Below are 18962 nucleotides of genomic sequence, written 5' to 3'. Positions count from 1 at the left end.
TATAGGGCGGTTTGCGTTTACGCAGACCGTTCCGCTATGCCTAGGGGCTAATAAATGAAGAGTGTGGATTTAAGTCTGCACTGGATGGGAGAACGGTTATGGGACAGGGAGATGCAAAGTGGAATGAAATGGCGAATCGCTTGATGATCGCCTTGGATTACCCTGATGTTGCAGGGGCAAGAACCTTGATTGACAAGCTGGAAGGGATTCCTTGTTATATGAAAGTGGGAATGCAGCTTTTTTATGCAGCCGGACCGGAATTCATTAATGAACTGAAATCTCGGGGGTATTCTGTATTTGCAGATGTCAAAATGCATGATATTCCTAACACGGTAAAAGGCGGGGCAGAAAGCCTTACGAACCTCGGTGTGGATATGTTTAACGTACATGCCGCAGGAGGCTCAGCGATGATGGCTGCAGCCCGGGAAGGCGCTGCTTCAGTAGTTAATGCGAATGCTGCGCTTAAAATGCCTTTGATTATTGCAGTTACACAGCTGACCAGCACGAGCCAAGAAGTGATGAATAACGAAATTGGAATCGCAGGAGACGTAGCAGATACTGTGGTCAGATACGCTAAGCTGGCAGCCGCTGCAGGTCTGGATGGGGTAGTGGCTTCACCGCAAGAGTCTTCAGCGATCGCAGAGGCTTGTGGGCCCGCATTTTGTACAGTTACACCTGGTATCCGGCCAGCAGGTGCATCCCTAGGTGACCAGTCCCGGGTGATGACGCCGGGCAAAGCGATTCAGCAAGGCAGCCACTTTCTGGTGGTGGGCCGTCCTGTTACAACTGCGGCTGATCCACGTCAAGCAGCACTAAATATTATTGAGGAGATGACCCTAGCATGAGTACATTAAATAGAAGTGAACAAGTAGCAAGTTATCTGCTTACGATAGGAGCAGTGGCACTGCGTCCGCAGGAGCCTTTTACCTGGACCTCTGGTATTAAATCCCCGATCTATTGCGATAACCGTCTGACCATGGCTTACCCAGAGGTACGTAACTATATTGCTGATGCCTTCGCTGAGCTTATTAAAAGCCAGTATCCAGACGCAGAGGTGATCGCAGGTACAGCAACCGCAGGCATTCCTCACGCAGCTTGGGTAGCTGATAAACTTAATCTGCCAATGGCTTATATCCGCGATAAAGCTAAAGGTCACGGCAAGCAGAACCAGATCGAAGGACTGATTAAGCCGGGGCAAAAGGTAGTCGTTATCGAAGACCTGATCTCCACTGGCGGAAGCTCCATCAAAGCAGCTCAAGCTGTGCAAGAAGCAGGCGCAGAAGCGTTGGCTGTATTGGCAATCTTCAGCTACGAGCTGGACCGTGCGGTGGAGGCTTTTGCCGCAGCTGAAATGCCATTACAAAGCTTATCCAACTATAGCACATTGATTGATGTGGCTCTTACACAAGGCAAGATCGCAGCTACAGATGTGGAACTGCTGAAATCTTGGAGAAAAGATCCTTCCGCATTTGGCGTTTAAACTAAATATTTGATTATAGTTTGGACGGGCCTCTCACTTTTTGGTGGGAGGTTTTTCTTTTTAACTACATTGAGTGTAATAAAAAGGAAAGCTTAAAGCGCACTCTGCTGTATAGGTGCATGAAGTATGCTGCTATTTATTGCAAAAAGATGCAATTATCCACCCGCGGCAGGTGTAAACTCTGACACTCGGGATTCTGACACTCTGCTACTCTGCTACTCTGCTACTCTGCTGGTATGTGTTATCGCTCTCCGCTCTGACACTCTGTTACTCTGCTGCTATGTGTTATCGCTCTCCGCTCTGACACTCTGTTACTCTGTTACTCTGCTGCTATGCGCTGTCGCTCTCCGTTCTGACACTCTGTTACTTTGCTACTCTGCTACTCTGCTGCTATGCGTTATCGCTCTCCGCTCTGACACTCTGTTACTCTGCTGCTATGTGTTATCGCTCTCCGCTCTGAACGTTCTGACACTCTGGAATACTATACTCTGCCCCTGTGATTCCATCGCGCTGTCGTCTCAAACACCGAATAGTTGCAGTTTGTGCACTTAAACTAACCTTCCTTAGAGGTTCTGGCGATATAGTTGCACTTTGTGCAATTATATCGCCAGAAATCCGCAGAAAGTACTTAATAACGTTTTTTAACTGCACATAGTGCAATTAAAGGGAGAAGCACAACACACTCATCTTTAATAGTTGCACAAAGTGCAGTTATCCTGCGTAGAAGGGGGCGATTTGTGCCGGTCACATGAAATGTAGCAGGTTAGTCAGTAGGTTAGTTAGTATGGAAGGAAAATGCTGTATTGGTAAAAGGAAAAGTAGAGTGGAGAGTGGGGTTTTGCTGTTTTTATTTACATTTGAATTTACATTTACATTTGAATTTACATTTACATTCTCATTCTCATTCTGACATTTGGCTGACCTGCGTTCTGTCGCTCTGGTATATTGCGCTCTGACACTCGGGATTCTGTTACTATGCTACTCCGCTACTCCGCTGCTATGCGCTGTCGCTCTATGCTCTGGCTCTGAACGCTCTGAACGCTCTGAACGCTCTGAAACTCTGCTAATCTGCTACTCTGCTGCTATGCGCTGTCGCTCTATGCTCTCCGCTCTGAACGCTCTGACACTCTGGAATACTATACTCTGCCCCCGTGATTCCATCGCAATGTCGTCTCAAACGCCGAATAGTTGCAGTTTGTGCACTTAAACTAACCTTCCTTAGAGGATCTGGCGATATAGTTGCACTTTGTGCAATTAAATCAGCCAGAAATCCGCTGAAAGCACCTAATAACGTTTTTTAACTGCACATAGTGCAATTAAAAGGAGAAGCACAACACACTCAGCTGTAATAGTTGCACAAAGTGCAATTATCCTGTCGCAGAAGGGCATTTCAGTATCCTCAGGAAACTCGCGGAATGTTTTTTATAGAAATAATATGAAGAAATCGTAGTTTAACTTTAAACAGCCTGTAACTTCCCCTCCTGAATAAAGCTATATACTGTTACTAGAATTATGGGTAATTATTCATAAGGTGGATGGATTGAGTATTTTATGGGAGGGTTCAAGAATGAATCATATAAATAATAATAGAAGGCTATGGCGGCGCTGGTTAAGCTTTGGAATATGTGCAGCACTCCTATTGCCTTTAATTTCTGAAAGCAGGCACACAGCTTGGGCGGAGGCTTCTAAGCCATCTGCAGAACAGCGTGTGTTACGTATTGGCAGCCTCTGGTCTGGAGAGGACGATTCTTCTTTTCGTCAGCAGTTTACAGATATGTATGAATTGCAGCATCCTGAAATCAAACTTGAGATTATTCCAGCCATTAATATGAATGAGCTTCGTTTTGACAGCACGTATCCAGAGGTTAACCCAGATAATATGGAGAATATCCGAGCGATTATGGGCGGTGCACAGCCGGTTGATGTAATCGTCGGTGATAGTACATTGGTGAAGAGTTTGGTGGAACATAATCTGGTGCAATCGCTGGAGCCGCTTATCGCACGGGATCAATATGATTTAAGCAATATGGCGCCTACGATGCTAAGTGGAGTTCGTGAGCTGGGTGGAGGAAGTCTTTACGCGTTAGCGCCGACCTTTATGTCGAGTGCGTTATATTTTAACAAAGGTATTTTTGATGCTGCAGGTGCAGGTTATCCGACAGATGGAATGACTTGGGATGAAGTGTTCGCGCTGGCTGAAAAGGTGACCAAGAAATCGACAAATAAAGATAAGCGTATATATGGCTTTTCGATGAACCGTTATATGAGCGATCCTTTCTGGGATATGCAGACCTATGTCTCACCGCTTGAGCTTGCTATGTATGACAACAAGGGACATAAGATGGAGGTAAATCAAACACAGTGGAGTCAAGCTTGGACGACCTACAGCCAATTGGTGAAAAAGCAAATTACACCTGGGTTAAACGGTATGGATTTTATAGAAACAGAACGGAGCTCCTATAGTCCTGTCCAAGGGGATCTCTTCCTTACCGGAAAAGCTGCAATGGTAATTGGAGAATACGATTATCTTAATGAGCTTGCAGGTGTGAGCCGCAATGCAGCAAAGATTAAAAATTATAATCCTGTCGATTGGGGTTTCGTTACCGTACCTACTTTTAAGGAGAAACCAGGAGTGGCTGTAGGTACTTGGGTAGGTAATATGATGGCTATCAACACTATGGCTGCTAATAAGGAAGATGCTTGGGATTTGATCAAGTTCGTCAACAGTAATGATGTAGCCAAAATAAAAGCCCATACGCGCGGAGAACTAACTTCCCGTAAGGATTACATTACTACGAAGGTTCCTTCAGTAAATCTGGAGTCCTTCTATACGCTCAAACCGTTACCTGCCAATGATCCTATGATGAACATTCTACAGACACAGAAGCCTGGAATTAGCCGTATTAACGATGTTGGGCGCCAACTGTTCACTGAAGTTTATCAGGGCAAGAGAACGGTCGAGAGTGCCCTAAAAGCTTGGGAGAAGCAAGGGAATACCATGCTGGGTACGCTCGAAAAAGATCCCACATATTATTTTGACTCCATAGGGGATTGAGTTTTGGAATATGTAGCAGCCACCGGATTTCCGGTGGCTTATTTTGTGGAATTTGGGCATGATAAGTTCAGAGCAGCGTAAGATTAATTTGCGAAAAGGAGAAGAGGGCATCATGAATTGGATATACTTCGCGAAACTGTTCAGAACGAGATTTCAAGCAGGCTGTTTGGCAAAAAGACTGGAGCAAGATGGCTGGATTTATGGCTATCATGACCCAAGTTTTGTGGAGATTTATCGATCCCGCAAAGGAAGATATGGGGTTAGATTTTTGCCTTGAGAACTTTTACAAATTCATCCTTGACGTAGACCCATTTTGTACTGTATATTATTTATTGTCGCTGTTTGAATATTATTTATGACGCGGGGTGGAGCAGCCCGGTAGCTCGTCGGGCTCATAACCCGAAGGTCGCAGGTTCAAATCCTGCCCCCGCAACCAATTTTATTACAACAGCAATTGTACATTCGGATATTTTTAGATCCGGGCCCTTAGCTCAGTTGGTTAGAGCGGTCGGCTCATAACCGATTGGTCGGGGGTTCGAGTCCCTCAGGGCCCACTTATCAAAAACCCTTACTTTGTAAGGGTTTTTTGCTGTCTGTAGGTTCCCTTGTAAGTAGAAGTGGAAGAGTTGGAAAAGCGACAAAATAGAGAATGATCACATTTTGGTCACGGCGTTGTTAGATCCACTGGTTTTATCATAGATCATCTGGAAAACGGTAAAAAGTATGTATTCTGTGGAACTGCCCTACTCTTGTAGAGGAAAGGGGGACAGTCAAGACATATAGACTATTAAGTAGAAGCACCATACGCCGTAGATTTTTGATTGAATTAAAAGCATGTCCAATACGCTGAAATTGATGATTTCTTTGAACAGGTTAATGCTGAATTTTGATAAGAAGCAATAAAGGATGCCGCATGTTCGCTCGGCATCCTTTATTGAAGATGGGTATACTAACTTAACAGCCTTTTAATTTATCATCAGAAGTTGATTAATAGCTTATTGATTATCCCCAAACCAGATGTTCTCAGTACCGGTCCGCGTGTCTGTCCATACGCTCACTAGACGGCCTGTTTGGGGGACGATGGCATTACCGATGTAGTCCCCAATTAGGGGGATGCCGGTGACGTCAAAGGAAGTTGTTGTTATCCGGGTGTTTGTATACGTCATACCGCCATCTCTAGAGGTTGCTAGATAAACATCAAGGTTGAGGGGGTTGACTCGATTAGTGTAATAGGTAACGAATATTGCACCATCCGCAGGGGATACGGTGATGGCTGGGAAAAAGTTTTGGGAGCCCACCGGACTACCTGTAATGGATATTGGTGCCCCCCAATCCACACCAAAATTGGTGGAAGTGGCAAGAAAAATATCGGAATAACCTTCTCGAAAATCTTGCCATACAGCATAGACATTACCTCGCGTCGTCGGTGCATTAGAAATATCTGCTGCGAGGGAAGGGTATGTCAGACATCTAAATGTATATCCCGGCAATGGATCTGGTGGGACTACAACGCTGGCGACCATGGTTTCAGGAGTAAAAATGACCCCACCGTCTGAGGATGTGCGAATTTTAAGATCAGTATTACCGGGAGGCTGATTGATCCATCCCACGATAACAATCCCATTTAATGTAATTGCTATACCGGGGAATTCTTCGAATTCTTCGACCGAAGACAGCAGGGAGGGACTGGAATAGGTACTACCGTTATCTAGGGAACGATTGAAGAATATCGTATTTCCCGGTATGAATTGTGTGTTGTAATCATGCGTATAACCAGTATATACATTTCCAAAAAAGGGACTTGATCCAGCTTTGTCGGTGACAACGACCACCTGATCATCATTTACAAACTGCCCAAACCCTTGATTCACGATGACTGGAGGTCCGAATGAAGAGGCATTGTCGGCAGATGTATAGGAAACGATCGACCCGCTGAGACCGTCTGAATCGAAGGCGTGGGCTAATACTACGAAAGTGGTCGGGAAAATATAATCAATATGTGGTGCTTCGATGCCTGCAAATCCTGTCGGTAACGGCAATAACGTTGTTGTCCAAGTGGCACCTGCGTCAATAGATTTGTATAAACCTATATTAGGAGGGCCTAATCGAAGATCTACAGCTACGGCAACCATAACTGAAGGATTAAGCCAATTTACCGCGATGGTGGGCTCAAACTGAACGCTTGCGCTCGGCGAAATTTGAATATTAGCCATGCTAAGCTCCTTTCGTCAGAGAGTTTTCGGTACTTATGGGTTCAGCTGAGCTATGAAAGTAAGTTCGGATTGCAGCACTCTTTGATGGGGAATGACGTTTCCTGACGAATCCGTTCCGAACACCGTGATAATCGTGTCTGCCGGTGCGTTTCCAGTTACTAGAAATTGGACTTCATAAGCTGAATTGCCTGCGATATTAAAACCGAGAAACTGGCTGGTGTTAGCATTAACATTTAATGAGTTGGAGTAGACTAAACCTTTACTAACCAAGGTATTCCATACGTAAACGTGATAGACTACGTTAGATGAAAAACTAAGGTTGTCATTATCGATATTAATGAGCACGTTGGATGCTGGGGTAGTCCCTGTGTTCGTAATGATGCCTGTTGTTGTTGCCATGAGCTTCACCTCTTTATTAGTTTGCTATATATATATGAATTGAGATTCATTGTGTTTGGACAAGGGAATCAGAAAAATCGCGGAAATGAATACTGAGAGGTCTAATTAGGTGGGGAAATACAAATAAATTTTCAGAAATCTGAAGATAACTTGATTATAAGTTGAACAGCAATTGAGGATTTTTACGACTTCTCTGCCACTGCAGCTCTTGTAAGGCGTATGCAGGTAACTATTCACTATCAGCAGGAGAATTTTAAATAGAAGGTCTGACATTTATTTTAAATAAATGTTATAATTATAATATCAGTGTGTAGAGATATTGGTCTTTTTTATTGGACCAAAAATATATGTCTCATGATACGTCTGCCATCTGAAATATTATTCACGGAGATGACAAACATGCATGGAGACACAAGACTGCCCAGAAACGGAAAAGAAGGTATACTATTTTTACTCATTATTTCAATCATTTCAGTTAACACTATCGCCCCTATTATTGTGGGGTTGGAACGCGGCTTCAGTAAGGAAGTGTATATAGATACACTAAAGGTTATTCCGTTTATGTGGATGATCGTAGTTTTATCCGTAAGATTAGTTGCAGGACCGATTGTTGGAAAAGTGATGCCGAAATTCATGGGACAAACCGATGGATTTAATGCAAGGATTCTGTTGAATACTTTATTGAATGTCACAGTGTTATCTATTTTACTATCAATTATCGGCACATGGGTTGGGACGAAACAAATAAGCCTGGATCCACTTAAAAACTTTCTTCACATCTGGCCGAGAAACTTTGGAATAGCATTTTGGATTGAACTGTTGGTTGCGCAGCCGATCGCAAGATTTGCAATGAAAACATTACACGCAAGACAGGATCGTAAAACGGAAAGTGTAAATGCGTAACTAGCTAGAGTGTAGTAGACTAATAAGAAATTCAAGGAGCGTCCATGGTGGGCGTTCCTTTTTTGTAGCAATTGGAAGTATCGAGAGAGACCCTGTGTTCCTTTGAAATTTGATTCGATAACAATTACGTGAACGATGCTTCTCCTGTCGGACACAGCTGACCCTTAAAGCGTTTTTTTTCCAAATTTGCAATTCTAACGGACTCCATAGTCACTATTGGCATAAAAAGTACCGCATGTGAGCCTCTTTCTAGGCATTAGCGTCCATGGAGTCCGAAACCATGCTCTTAAGGCTGAAAATCAGCAAATAGCGACATCTGGGTCCGATAGCTCGAGGTGGAGGAGGTTAGTTCGTTAATTCGTTAGCTCGTTAGTGCCGTGCTCTTCATAGATTTAGTTGCAGAAATTACAATGAGAAGCAGCTTTTAAAGGAACAATCAGTAGTCTCACCTCTACAACCAGCATATCTAGTATGCGGGCTCGTAAACCATACAGTAAAGCACAAAACGGCACTGCTCCAAACCATGAAATGGTTTTGAAGCAGCGCCGTTTTTGTTAACAGCCAGCTAAATTGTCCAATGGAGAGCAGGGCGACCGAAACGTTGTCCCTAATTGCCTCCGATCGCTGGCCCAACCGCAGTCCCGATCGCAGTCCCGATCGCAGTCCCGATCGCAGTCCCGATCGCAGTCCTGATTGCAGTCCCGATCGCAGTTCCACCAGCAATCCTAAAGTTTCATGCTGTTCCACAGCTGCTGGAATGCCCCGGATTCGACCTCGAAGAATACCGGTGCTTGACCGTAGCGAACAAGTCCTTGACCGAACAGCGTCAGCTCTACTCGGGCGTTGTCTTCCAGCTGCAAATAGATGATCTTACGGTCTTCGCTGTCGTAGATGCCTTGCTCGATCAGCGGCTCTGCTGCCAGCGGTTTGGCAGCTTGGAGGGCTGTCAGGAAGCCATCAAGCGCCTCGCCATTGGCGATTGGCGCCTGCTGCTGGAGGCCGTTGTTCCAGCTGTTGAAGCTTTCCCATTGAGCAGAAGTAACTCGGCCTTCAAGATTCAGCTTGCCGAACAGGTCGGCGCCGCTGTTTATGGTGATGCCGTTCGTGTGCTCATACAGTTCGGCGAATACCTTACCGTTGATTTCCGAATAGGACATAATTAGGAAGCTGGAGTCATAGCCCTTCACGGAATAGAGATCCGTTTCGCCGATGTTCGAGGCTAACTCAATATATTCGTCGTTAATGCTCCATTCGTTGATGCCGCCTGTAGTGCGTCCCAACTTGTCACCGCGCAGAGCAGCAGCATCGTAAGCGTCAATGCGAGTCGCTGACTGTGTATAAATATTATTTTTATACACGACCAAGGCGATCATATCTGCCTTCACGCCAGACTCCTTATCTGGCAGTTTCAGCTTGGGAATGACAATGCTGCCGGATGTAGCTGTGCCTGAATTGCCAGCAATGCTTGCTCCCGGAGTTACCTGGGCAACCTGCCCTGGGGAGCTCTGACTGTTCAACTGCTGCCATATACTAGGCCCAGCCAGACCGATTCCTGCGGCGAGCACGACACTTGCCGCGATATAAACGGTTTTGCGCGGACGCTTCCGCTCCTGCCGTTGCTCTATTTTATTGAACAATTCTTTTTTCATCTCTTCACCTGGTTTCATCGAATCCACCGCTTTCTTATATGTTGTTCGAAACTGATCTTCCTTCACTGTGGTTCTGCTCCTTCCAGCTCCAGTTTTAACAGTTGCCGTCCCCGCTGAAGTCTCATCTTCACGGCAGACTGACTAATCTGCAGAATCTTGCTGATCTCCTGGATGGGATAGTCCTCGTAATAATAAAGATGGATTACGGTTTTATACTTCATGGGCATCGCCATAACTAACTGCAGCAGAGCCCAATCCTCGGGGCTGTCTGCCGCAATTGGCTCAGCGCTCTCCAGCTTAACCTCACGCTTGCGCCAGCCTCTGCCCAGTAGTGTTTTACAATGGTTGGTGATCACCCGGATCAGCCATGCCTTCTGATGTTCGGCATCTTTGAACTCCGGCGCTTTTTCTATTAGCTTGATGAAGGTATCCTGAGTGGCTTCTTCGGCATCTTGCCGGCTGCCTAGATGGACCAATGCGATCCGGAACAGCATATCTGCGTAGATTTCGTAACTCTTCATCACATGATTTCCCGGCCGGGTCATGGATCGCTGCATGATACTGTGCCCCCCCTTTACCTATAACACCATTTAGGACGGCATTAGGTCACATTTTGTTCCTGAGAAAATTCCTTTGTGTTTGAGCGTAAAGAATACCTATTCATAAATTATCTCCACAGGCTTACGGACTCAGAAGTCGTTATTTGTATATTTATAGGCTTTTGAGCAGGTTCGCGGACTCCAGTGACGCTATTCCTTAAAAAGGAGGTCTTATATGGTGTTTTTCATGCCAATAAAGGCTATGGGGTCCGCTACACTTTGAAATGGAGGGTTATACCGCGCATAAGATCAACTGTGTCCGATAGCTGCTAAGAACCACGCCAATGTTATCTGTAGTCAGTGGACCTAATGTCTAAAAAGGGGCTTCGTTACAAGTTTCAAGTTGCTTATCCATACTCTCTTTAGTCAAGTGCATCGGCACATGTCCTGGACCCTCTACCATCACCTGTCTACGCAAACGATGTTTACCTATTTAGAGCAGGGAAGATTAAAAAACGCGTTTGCCCAAGCAGCCAAGTGCTGACTGCTGGACAAACGCGTCTTTTTTATAGGGCAACTCCTTCACGGGAGATTCTCCTCGATATGTTTATATGTATAGCTAGGATCATTACCTTTAACAGGAGCCCTGCTGTATTGAAAGATCCTTCCATTTTCTTTTCGATAAAAGTATCTTGCGTAGGGTTCGTCTGCAAAAATCACCGTGGTACTTACGAGGGGAGCTTTGGCAATCTGGGTGTATACTTTATCAAAATCTTCTTTCTTATAATTTCTCGTCTCTACTAGATAATGAATGACTTCTCTGTTCATATGATTTTGGAAGTAGTGGAAGGATAAGGATGTTATTCCATAGATTAAAAGGATTAGAACGATGAAGATTAGTTTTGTTTTTTTCTTCATTAATTCCCTCCATATAAATAATTTGTATATAGTATAAGATAATATACTGAGACTGGTATGTCATTCATAGATATATGACGCAGGAGGAAGAGAAAATACTGGAGCTGGAGCAGCAAATTAAGATGCTGGAGGACCAGGCAAGTCCGAGGCTGCCGGAGGTGAAAATCTTATAGTTTTAAAATATGGGGTTTTGTCGGTGTATTTGTTATTCTAATTCTTATTGGTGTGATACAGTTTGTATCTGCATAACAGATTATACAAAAAGGCAGCAAATACTGATAGTAATCCAGGCGTAAGCGAAAGAAGAATTGCCGGGACATACTATATTTGCTGCCTTTTAACTTATGAAGAATAATGATTCTCTTTTAGTCCTCTTTGGGTTCTTGCAATAAAATGGAGAAGGTCCCCGTTTCGTGATCCACCTCAATCGTCTCAATGCCCACGAAATCCGGGATTTCGGGGTGTACTGCATCTACATTATAATCCGGATGAGTAAGTAATAATTCAATTACTTTAATGGCTTCCATGTCGTTCCCCCTCACGAGAAATTCCACCATAAATGAATATGCAGAGCACTATTGCAACTAAGCTTATTATCTCCGTGATCCGTTGCGAATATGTGTCAGTCGTTCTTCGTTTCTTCCCATCACGGCCAATAATTGCCCTTGGAACACACGTCTTTGGATCTGATCAATCCGCTGTAAGGCCAGCTCGGCAGGAACTTGAAATTCTGCTGCGAGATAGGAGATGGCATCCTCCCGTTGCTCAGGCAATGTCATGCGGGAGATCATGGAGTAAGGCATCGCCGCATACAAGATAAAACGCTCGGATTCATCCTCCTGTGCCCGCGTGAAATGCTCTGGCATCAAGGTCTGATTATCACTGCCATGGCGAAGGAGGTGACACAGTTCATGAAGAAACTCTAGCCGTTGAAGATTGGCTGGAAGGCGGTTGTCGATAAACAGGCTGTACATCCCTGCAGACGCTTCAATGCTCTTGCTTCTCACATCCAAATAATGAACCCAGATATTAAGCCGCTCTGCAATATACGATATTGAAATTTGTGAAGGCTGATGAAGATTTAATCGCTTGTATAAATCCTCTGTCCATTTCTCAAGCACAGTCATTTGATAATATGATTTCATGTTCTCCAACTTATTCACCTCGTTTAAAATCACTAATAAATCACTAATGGGATCGTATGTTCGCATAAATGTGCAAAAGAAAAGCCCGAAGGGCTATGTAGAGTAAAAAAATGCTAAGGATACACAGGAACATTCGTTCTCATGTATCCTTAGCATAAAGCAATTACACACTAATATCAAGTGTTTTTCCCAAATTAGGAGCAACGCTTTTGCCCAGCATTTCCACCATGGTTTGGCTCTGGGTTTCAGCCTGATTCTTGGCAATATTCATGACCTGTATCCCAACATTTTGAGCTAAGGATGCTTGGCTCATTGCCATTGATAATGCAGCTATATCCATATTGCACCTCCTTTGTGTATATCCTGTTTATCGACTGTCTACCTTCAATTCATTAGGTGATTGGCATTTGTTTGCCAATTCGCCCAAACGGCTTATCTCCTTTTTACATATCTTGTGCTGTAGTCATTAATCATTAGGAGGAATTGAAAATGGGAATGGAACATGGTTGTGGTTGTAACGTAGGTCCGGTAGTAAGTCCAGCATCAGTAGGTCCGGTGTGTAGTCCTTGGACTTCAACAGGAGCAATTCTGGTACTTTTCATCTTGCTGGTTATCATCACTAAAGCTTGCTTATTCTAAGTTAGCTGATGTGCAGTGTAGCCCCATCTGGCGAATGCCAGGTGGGGCTATTCTATTGCCTGGGGCTGGTCAGACAGACCGTTATTTAAACATAAATTCTACCCGGGTTCCGTCTGCATAATCCTCCAGCTGATTGCCAACCCAGCTTCCTGCCCCGCGGTTATCGCTTGGCGTTATGTATTCAATGTCGGCACCAACGCCGCCTTCCTTACACATAGCCATTGGCCATTCATCCCGGTCATACCCCTTTTTAGTGGGAATCCCTTTTAAGGACTCTTTACGGTTCTCTTCAGCCTGCTCTCGGTTAATCGTACATGTGGCGGATTCACCCTTCGCAATGGCATCCTGAATATGTTTGGCGGTCTCAGGATAGCGGTCTGATGGGAAGGTTAGCTGAACAACACTCGAATCGGATGGAGACGAGGGGTCTGTAGGCTCTCCGTTTTGTTCAAACCAGTAACTAGCCAAAGCAAGTAATGCAACAATGATGAGACTGGAGATCCATTTTTTCACTTTCAAATCTGCTCCTCCTTTTTTGGCACTTAAAATAGTATATCTTATATCATAATTCAGTGCGATTTAATATAATTAGGTAAAATAAAGGAGGACGGAACTGGATATGGAGTACATAATTACCATTGAGGATCAGACGCTTATTACGGCTGCCGAAGATATAATTACCAGGCGTTATGAATGGGGACGGCACCATGTGGGTGCAGCGCTTCGTACTAAAACAGGAGAGATTTTTACAGCGGTACATGTGGAAGCCAGCATGGGGAGGATTACAGTCTGTGCAGAAGCGATGGTGATTGGCAAAGCGATATCCGAAGGTTATAAGGAATTTGATACGATTGTTGCGGTAAGGCATTCTGACCCAGACAGCGAGGAAAAAGAGATTAAAGTAGTCTCTCCCTGCGGCATGTGCCGAGAGTTAATTGCGGATTATGGAATAGACTGCAAGATAATTGTATCGGAGGATGACCGATTAGCTAAATATGAAATCACTGAGCTATTGCCTTTAAGGTACACGAGATAAGAAAAAAAGTAATGAGGAGCCGCGGAGCTCCTTTTTTTGTTGAGCCGTGAATTTATTCAGCAGTTCCTTATATCGTCCCAACTTATTTTACAACTTCATGTCCATTCGCTGAGTTCATGTCATTATTGTCCCCATACTATAACTTAAAAAGATTTAAAAGGATGGTGAGAATAGATGGAGCAGCGGATTATTCGTCAGATGGTTGATTCAGCATCAAGGTTCGTGGGCGATGTGCAGTGGCAGATGGCTTTTCGCAGATTACAAATGGCTCCGGCGGATTCGGGGCTGTCGTCCTCGGCTCAGCTATTGCTGAATACCCTCTATTACTTGCAGGGAAAGGGTGTGATAAGCGGCCAACATGATTATTTGGAAAGTGCAGACGAGCTCATGGAGAAGCTTAAAAATACCAGCGGGGCATATGCTGCGCTGCATGGCTACGAGCTGGGAGCAATCAATAATCAGTCACAGGCTCTAATTGACAATCAACGGAATTGGGTCGTCAGCAGTGCGATACGCTGGTCTAGGGCCGGCGGGATTGTAACGATGTGTTATCACGCTGCATTACCGGGGACAGCGCCAACTTGGGGGAATGTAAATACGAGCCTAAGCAATGCTGATTTTGATAAATATATAACCCCAGGTACCACCCAGTATAATGCTCTGTTAGCTGATCTGGATAAGATAGCCCTGTCGCTGAAAAAGCTTAATGACGCAGGGGTTCCTGTACTTTGGCGGCCGTATCATGAAATGAATGGTGGATGGTTTTGGTGGGGGCAAAAGAACAATTACGCTGCATTGTGGAGCCTTATGTTCGATCGTTTTACCAATTATCATAAGCTGCATAATTTATTGTGGGTTTGGAGTCCAAACGCAAAAAATCAGTGGTGTGATGAGCCGGCAGAATACTATCCGGGCAGTGATAAGGTAGATGTGCTGGCGCTCGACATTTATGACGCGGATTTCAAGATTAGTCATTATGATAATTTATGGGATCTGGGTCGTGGCAAGCTGATTGCGATTGGTGAGAATGGAGAGCTTCCGTCTGCTGAACTGTTGTCCAAAACACAGCCCAAATGGTCTTATCAGCTGACCTGGGGGAAACTCCTCTATGAGAAGAATACCGACGCTGTGATAAAAGCTTTTATGAACGACAAAATGGTATTCACACGAGAGGAGTATGCTGCTGAGGCCGCCGCTTTCGCTGCTATCGGGGATAGTGTGCTGGAGAGTGGACTCTGTGGCCAATATTACAATAACATGACGCTTAGCGGCACGCCTGCACTGTTGCGAACGGATGCCAATATTAACTTTTCATGGAGACAAGGTTCACCTGATCCTGCCATTCGTGTAGATGCATTCTCTGTGCGGTGGAGTGGGAAGCTGACGGCTGCTTTTAGCGAGGTGTATACCATTTATTCCTACTCTGATGATGGGATACGGGTATGGATTGATGGCGGGCTAGTCATTGATAGTTGGGTGAATCAGAGCGGCCAGGAACGAAAAGGGAGTATAAACCTGATTGCAGGTAAGCCGTATGAAATAAAGGTGGAGTATTATGAGAATGCGGGCGACGCCCGGGTTGTTTTGCAGTGGGAGAGTCCGAGCCAGATCAAGGGGGTTATCCCAGCGGGGGCATTTTATCTTCCTTAAAAAAGAGTACTTCAAGTGTGCAAGCGCAAGCAAAAAGCCCCGGTTTTCCGGGGCCTTTTTACGTATGAACGTCTTAAATTTGCTCGCGGTAGCTAATGTTGTTGGCGATCTTCTCGTCACGAACGGCTTTGCGCAGAACATCTTTGACGGTTTGGGCATCATGGATTTTTCGAAAAAGAAGCTGAGGCGCTGAGGCATCATCAGAAAATACAGTTAATGATCCAATGCCAAGCATCCGGTCCATGATAGACTGTTTTACGGATAAATCGCGTACGCGCAGCAATTCGATTTCTTCAACATTTTTACCGATAAGTCCGGTCTTTACCATAATACGCTGACTTGTAATGGTATATGAAGTTGTGTTAAGTCCTACGATTCCTTTGAGTCGATCCGAGATGCCGGCAGGTTTGCCTTTCCAGAGCACGACTTCTTGAATGACATGATTATCTACTGCTGGTCGATGAGCGGTTACTGGAGCGGTACCGTCAAGGCTGGTTCCACATTCTCCACAAAATTTAGCGCCCTGCTTGTATTCCGCTCCACAGGTGGTGCAATAAGGCATAAATACTCTCCTTTCCTGATCACAATTAAAATAATTATAACATAACAGTCATTTTACATATATTTCATTTGCGCTTTACACAAACCGACATTATCCTGTTAAGTGGAGGGATAAATAATGAAAAAAGCTTTACTAATAGGAATGCTGATGATGACTGTCATCCTTAGCGCCTGCAGCAATAATTCAACTTCATCGGCACCTGCCACGGAGGAAGAAGTGCAGGAGACCGTGCAAAACTTCTACAATGAAATGTCTAAACTTGAAGAGTCAGGAAAAACTTCTTTAGCGGAGTTCAACGAAGCCATTGCGGGTTATTCAGCAGGAGAACTCACGGACAAGCAGTTGGAGAAGAAAATTAAGCAATTCCAGAGTACCGCAACAGATTTATCGAATCAAGCCGAGAAAGTAAAAATTTCCTCCAGCTTGCCTGAAGACATTCGTAAGTTGCTCGAAGAGTCTAAAGTTGCCTTTGAAAGTGCTTATTCTTTAAAAGAAGAGGCCTCTCAAGGTGCTGATTCCGCAAACGTTACGGCTGAGCAATTTAATGAATTGAATCAGAACGCTGATGTAGCGATGTTATTCGGTATTTCCAAGCTTAACGAGGCAAGAGAAGCAACAGGACTTATAGACTCCGAAGGTCAGGCTACCTCAGAGTCTGGGGACGTTGTTCAAGAATAAATCAAATCAGGCGCTGCGCAGTTTATCTGTCAGCGTTTTTTTGCTGCGAATTTTATCTTGAATAGATATACATTAATATACATCTTTTGAATAAAGAGTAACCCTTAAAAAGGTATCTTTTTCCTGATTATTGATTAATATGCGAAGATGCGGATATAATACAAACATACGTTCGTGTTTAGAGGAATAGATATATAATTAAGGAGGGGTTACCATGGGCAAAAAGCTGGAGAAAAACGGGCTGTGGGAAAGCAGCCGCATGATGCTGCCGGAGCATAAGATACGAATTATAAGAGATGAACGGGAAACGCTGCGCCGCATCAAGCCTATTCTGGATGAGCAGAAGCTGGAGGAGATTGAATGTACACTGGCTTTGTCGTTGCGGAGTCATGTACGAGTGACAGTTGTTCTTTTTGACCCTTTTGAAAATACGATGTTAAGTGGTTTTGTGACTTCCATTCACACCCACTCGCGTGAGTTTAAGCTGCAGTGGGCGGAGGAATGGAAGTGGATCGATGTGGATGATATTGTCGAGGTCTACATCGTTTAATGCTGAGAACCGTTGCCTTCGCTTTTCTCATAAGCGATTAAGGTAACGGTAGGATTACCGGTCAGATGTGCAATGGAAGCTTCAGCATTCCGAATAATTTCCAGTGCTTCTTCCTGTTCACTAAGGGCTGCAACTTTATAGCTATCGCTATGAATATCCATATGTCTCCCACCTTTCGTTAAATATTTTGTCCTTTTTTGTGGAAATCATCCTAAGGGGGACAGGGGTACAGGCAAATAGGGCAAAGGCATCATTGAATATACCAAAGGGGTGATTCTATGCTGACTTTGGAGCAATTGAGGGAAAAATCCGCGGCGCGTCTGGTCGGGCTTCATCCTGTCTTGGCGGCAGGTGCGAATGTTTTGATTCAGCAAAGCCATGCGAGAGGAGTCCCTATCGTTATTACTCAGGGTCTACGGACCATTGCTGAGCAAAATGCTTTGTATGCGCAGGGTAGAAGCAAACCAGGACCGATAGTTACCAACGCTAAAGGCGGTACCAGCTATCATAATTATGGTCTTGCGTTTGATTTTGCGCTTTTGCTGCCGAATGGCACTAGCCTTTCTTGGGATATCAATCGTGATGGTGATAAGGATAAGACAGCAGATTGGCAAGAGGTTGTACAGGAGGCTAAGCGGCTTGGTTTAGAATGGGGCGGGGACTGGACCTCTTTTAAAGATTATTCACATCTGCAAATGACTTTCGGTTTAACTATAGATCAACTTCGGGCAGGTAAACGTCCAACGACGGACCAAGCCAAAGAGGCTTTAAAAAAGATTACCGGAGGGGATGATCAGGTGAACAAAGACGTTACAGTGACCATTAACCTAAACGGCCGCAAGCTTACCGATGGCGTTCTCGATACCGGAACAACCTATGTACCCATACGTGCGCTGGCTGAGGCGCTTGGAGCAAAGGTTACTTATGATGCTGTGACTAAGACAGTTAATGTAGTAAAAGAGTAAAACCACCATGCATAGACAGTGCCGTCCAAGGGGAAATTATCAGTGATAACTAACCTTAAAGGGAGGCATAACACTGTGAACAAGCTGATAACAAGCCTTGCATGCGGTACTGTATTATCAATGAGTCTAATGGGAGCTAGCTATGCATCAAATGCCGTGGGATCAGCAGCATTGGGCGGTATCCCAGCCGCGAATACCGGGATGGATGGGACTGCGGAACACACTCGGATGATGAACACGGAAGGCAATTTAATGAACGGCACCACGGGAACGCTGAATCAGCATGAGAGCATTATGAAAGATAAGATCCGCATCGATGATAATTACAGACCTAACAACTACAACACCAATAACTACAATGACACCCGAAATAACTACAGAACCAACAGCACTGTCAACCCGGCAACCAACACCACACAGACCGGCAAATACCGTGCAACTAGTACAACAACGAATGCTGCAACTAACAAAGGATCTAATTGGGGCTGGCTCGGTCTGCTTGGACTTTTGGGTCTTGCCGGAATGAGAAGCAGAAGTGACGAGCGTAGATAATCCGCGTTTATAATAACCCGTATCGGTTC

At 44.7% G+C, this 18962-nt stretch carries 23 protein-coding genes, 2 tRNA genes and 1 pseudogene; 14 read left to right on the top strand and 12 right to left on the bottom strand.

From position 1 onward, the window contains the following. Positions 1–98 precede the first annotated feature (98 nt). The 6 genes from pyrF (at position 99) to NST40_RS23570 (ending at position 5089) form a co-directional block, all read left to right on the top strand. Positions 99–845, top strand: coding sequence for an orotidine-5'-phosphate decarboxylase (gene pyrF / locus NST40_RS23595; RefSeq protein ID WP_076146022.1), 747 nt, complete (start codon positions 99–101; stop codon positions 843–845). Beyond that, positions 842–1480: an orotate phosphoribosyltransferase gene (gene pyrE / locus NST40_RS23590; protein WP_076279282.1), complete on the top strand. Its 639-nt coding sequence runs from the start codon at positions 842–844 to the stop codon at positions 1478–1480. Before pyrF ends, pyrE begins: the two co-directional genes overlap by 4 nt. A gap of 1567 nt (positions 1481–3047) precedes the next feature. Further along, positions 3048–4535, top strand: coding sequence for an extracellular solute-binding protein (locus NST40_RS23585; RefSeq protein ID WP_076219144.1), 1488 nt, complete (start codon positions 3048–3050; stop codon positions 4533–4535). 112 nt (positions 4536–4647) lie between these two features. Beyond that, positions 4648–4812, top strand: a complete 165-nt coding sequence (locus NST40_RS23580) for a hypothetical protein (RefSeq protein ID WP_167347621.1) — start codon at positions 4648–4650, stop codon at positions 4810–4812. A gap of 82 nt (positions 4813–4894) precedes the next feature. Next, positions 4895–4971 (top strand) — tRNA-Met (locus NST40_RS23575). Between the two features lie 44 nt (positions 4972–5015). Continuing rightward, positions 5016–5089: transfer RNA gene (locus NST40_RS23570), tRNA-Ile, on the top strand. A 441-nt stretch (positions 5090–5530) separates the two neighbouring features. Here the strand turns inward: NST40_RS23570 and NST40_RS23565 are convergent. Together NST40_RS23565 and NST40_RS23560 are read right to left on the bottom strand one after the other, a co-directional pair. Further along, positions 5531–6748 (bottom strand): sialidase family protein, encoded by a 1218-nt coding sequence (locus NST40_RS23565; RefSeq protein WP_076128840.1) that lies wholly within the window; start codon positions 6746–6748, stop codon positions 5531–5533. Positions 6749–6781: 33 nt separating this feature from the next. Next, positions 6782–7147, bottom strand: a complete 366-nt coding sequence (locus NST40_RS23560; RefSeq protein WP_076128842.1) for a hypothetical protein — start codon at positions 7145–7147, stop codon at positions 6782–6784. A 399-nt stretch (positions 7148–7546) separates the two neighbouring features. Here NST40_RS23560 and NST40_RS23555 point away from each other — a divergent pair, with 399 nt between their 5' ends. Beyond that, positions 7547–8050 carry a hypothetical protein gene (locus NST40_RS23555; protein ID WP_076128844.1) on the top strand — a complete coding sequence of 168 codons (504 nt, stop codon included), beginning with the start codon at positions 7547–7549 and terminating at the stop codon, positions 8048–8050. A 725-nt stretch (positions 8051–8775) separates the two neighbouring features. Here the strand turns inward: NST40_RS23555 and NST40_RS23550 are convergent. From NST40_RS23550 to NST40_RS23520, 7 genes and pseudogenes are all read right to left on the bottom strand, one after another. Further along, positions 8776–9765, bottom strand: coding sequence for a hypothetical protein (locus tag NST40_RS23550; protein ID WP_342410053.1), 990 nt, complete (start codon positions 9763–9765; stop codon positions 8776–8778). Further along, on the bottom strand, positions 9762–10256 hold the full coding sequence (locus NST40_RS23545; protein WP_076220021.1) for a sigma-70 family RNA polymerase sigma factor: 495 nt from the start codon (positions 10254–10256) through the stop codon (positions 9762–9764). Before NST40_RS23545 ends, NST40_RS23550 begins: the two co-directional genes overlap by 4 nt. A gap of 358 nt (positions 10257–10614) precedes the next feature. After that, positions 10615–10725: pseudogene (locus NST40_RS23540) on the bottom strand (phosphomethylpyrimidine synthase ThiC); the annotation flags it as partial. Between the two features lie 95 nt (positions 10726–10820). Beyond that, positions 10821–11156 carry a DUF3139 domain-containing protein gene (locus tag NST40_RS23535; protein WP_076220020.1) on the bottom strand — a complete coding sequence of 112 codons (336 nt, stop codon included), beginning with the start codon at positions 11154–11156 and terminating at the stop codon, positions 10821–10823. A gap of 365 nt (positions 11157–11521) precedes the next feature. Continuing rightward, complete coding sequence (locus NST40_RS23530; protein ID WP_155288176.1) at positions 11522–11683, bottom strand: hypothetical protein; 162 nt, start codon at positions 11681–11683, stop codon at positions 11522–11524. Positions 11684–11749: 66 nt separating this feature from the next. Beyond that, positions 11750–12301: an ImmA/IrrE family metallo-endopeptidase gene (locus NST40_RS23525; protein ID WP_036683410.1), complete on the bottom strand. Its 552-nt coding sequence runs from the start codon at positions 12299–12301 to the stop codon at positions 11750–11752. Positions 12302–12464: 163 nt separating this feature from the next. Continuing rightward, complete coding sequence (locus NST40_RS23520; RefSeq protein WP_076098563.1) at positions 12465–12641, bottom strand: YjfB family protein; 177 nt, start codon at positions 12639–12641, stop codon at positions 12465–12467. A 149-nt stretch (positions 12642–12790) separates the two neighbouring features. On the opposite strand from NST40_RS23520, the gene NST40_RS23515 reads away from it, so the two are divergent. Then, on the top strand, positions 12791–12940 hold the full coding sequence (locus NST40_RS23515; protein ID WP_155288175.1) for a hypothetical protein: 150 nt from the start codon (positions 12791–12793) through the stop codon (positions 12938–12940). 81 nt (positions 12941–13021) lie between these two features. On the opposite strand, the gene NST40_RS23510 is transcribed toward NST40_RS23515, so the two are convergent. Then, entirely contained in the window at positions 13022–13453 is a 432-nt protein-coding gene (locus tag NST40_RS23510; RefSeq protein WP_076192139.1) for a NucA/NucB deoxyribonuclease domain-containing protein, read from the bottom strand. A 106-nt stretch (positions 13454–13559) separates the two neighbouring features. Here NST40_RS23510 and NST40_RS23505 point away from each other — a divergent pair, with 106 nt between their 5' ends. Together NST40_RS23505 and NST40_RS23500 are read left to right on the top strand one after the other, a co-directional pair. Beyond that, positions 13560–13976, top strand: a complete 417-nt coding sequence (locus NST40_RS23505) for a cytidine deaminase (protein WP_038572821.1) — start codon at positions 13560–13562, stop codon at positions 13974–13976. A gap of 174 nt (positions 13977–14150) precedes the next feature. Next, positions 14151–15626, top strand: a complete 1476-nt coding sequence (locus NST40_RS23500) for a glycosyl hydrolase (RefSeq protein ID WP_342410052.1) — start codon at positions 14151–14153, stop codon at positions 15624–15626. A 73-nt stretch (positions 15627–15699) separates the two neighbouring features. On the opposite strand, the gene NST40_RS23495 is transcribed toward NST40_RS23500, so the two are convergent. Then, positions 15700–16188, bottom strand: a complete 489-nt coding sequence (locus NST40_RS23495; RefSeq protein ID WP_076128858.1) for a PH domain-containing protein — start codon at positions 16186–16188, stop codon at positions 15700–15702. A gap of 117 nt (positions 16189–16305) precedes the next feature. On the opposite strand from NST40_RS23495, the gene NST40_RS23490 reads away from it, so the two are divergent. Further along, positions 16306–16866: a hypothetical protein gene (locus NST40_RS23490; RefSeq protein WP_076128860.1), complete on the top strand. Its 561-nt coding sequence runs from the start codon at positions 16306–16308 to the stop codon at positions 16864–16866. Between the two features lie 214 nt (positions 16867–17080). Beyond that, entirely contained in the window at positions 17081–17416 is a 336-nt protein-coding gene (locus NST40_RS23485) for a YolD-like family protein (protein ID WP_076128863.1), read from the top strand. On the opposite strand, the gene NST40_RS23480 is transcribed toward NST40_RS23485, so the two are convergent. Beyond that, complete coding sequence (locus tag NST40_RS23480) at positions 17413–17577, bottom strand: hypothetical protein (protein WP_169744799.1); 165 nt, start codon at positions 17575–17577, stop codon at positions 17413–17415. The genes NST40_RS23485 and NST40_RS23480 overlap by 4 nt on opposite strands. A gap of 117 nt (positions 17578–17694) precedes the next feature. On the opposite strand from NST40_RS23480, the gene NST40_RS23475 reads away from it, so the two are divergent. Both NST40_RS23475 and NST40_RS23470 read left to right on the top strand, forming a co-directional pair. Further along, positions 17695–18381: a M15 family metallopeptidase gene (locus NST40_RS23475; protein WP_076220018.1), complete on the top strand. Its 687-nt coding sequence runs from the start codon at positions 17695–17697 to the stop codon at positions 18379–18381. A 75-nt stretch (positions 18382–18456) separates the two neighbouring features. Further along, positions 18457–18933 carry a WGxxGxxG-CTERM domain-containing protein gene (locus NST40_RS23470; RefSeq protein WP_076136668.1) on the top strand — a complete coding sequence of 159 codons (477 nt, stop codon included), beginning with the start codon at positions 18457–18459 and terminating at the stop codon, positions 18931–18933. Positions 18934–18962 lie beyond the last annotated feature (29 nt).

The organism is Paenibacillus sp. FSL R10-2778, assembly GCF_038593035.1.
Taxonomy (GTDB): Bacteria; Bacillota; Bacilli; order Paenibacillales; family Paenibacillaceae; genus Paenibacillus_AQ; species Paenibacillus_AQ odorifer.
The sequence above is the reverse complement of the archived record's forward strand: the minus strand, read 5'-3'. Positions and strand labels throughout refer to the sequence as shown.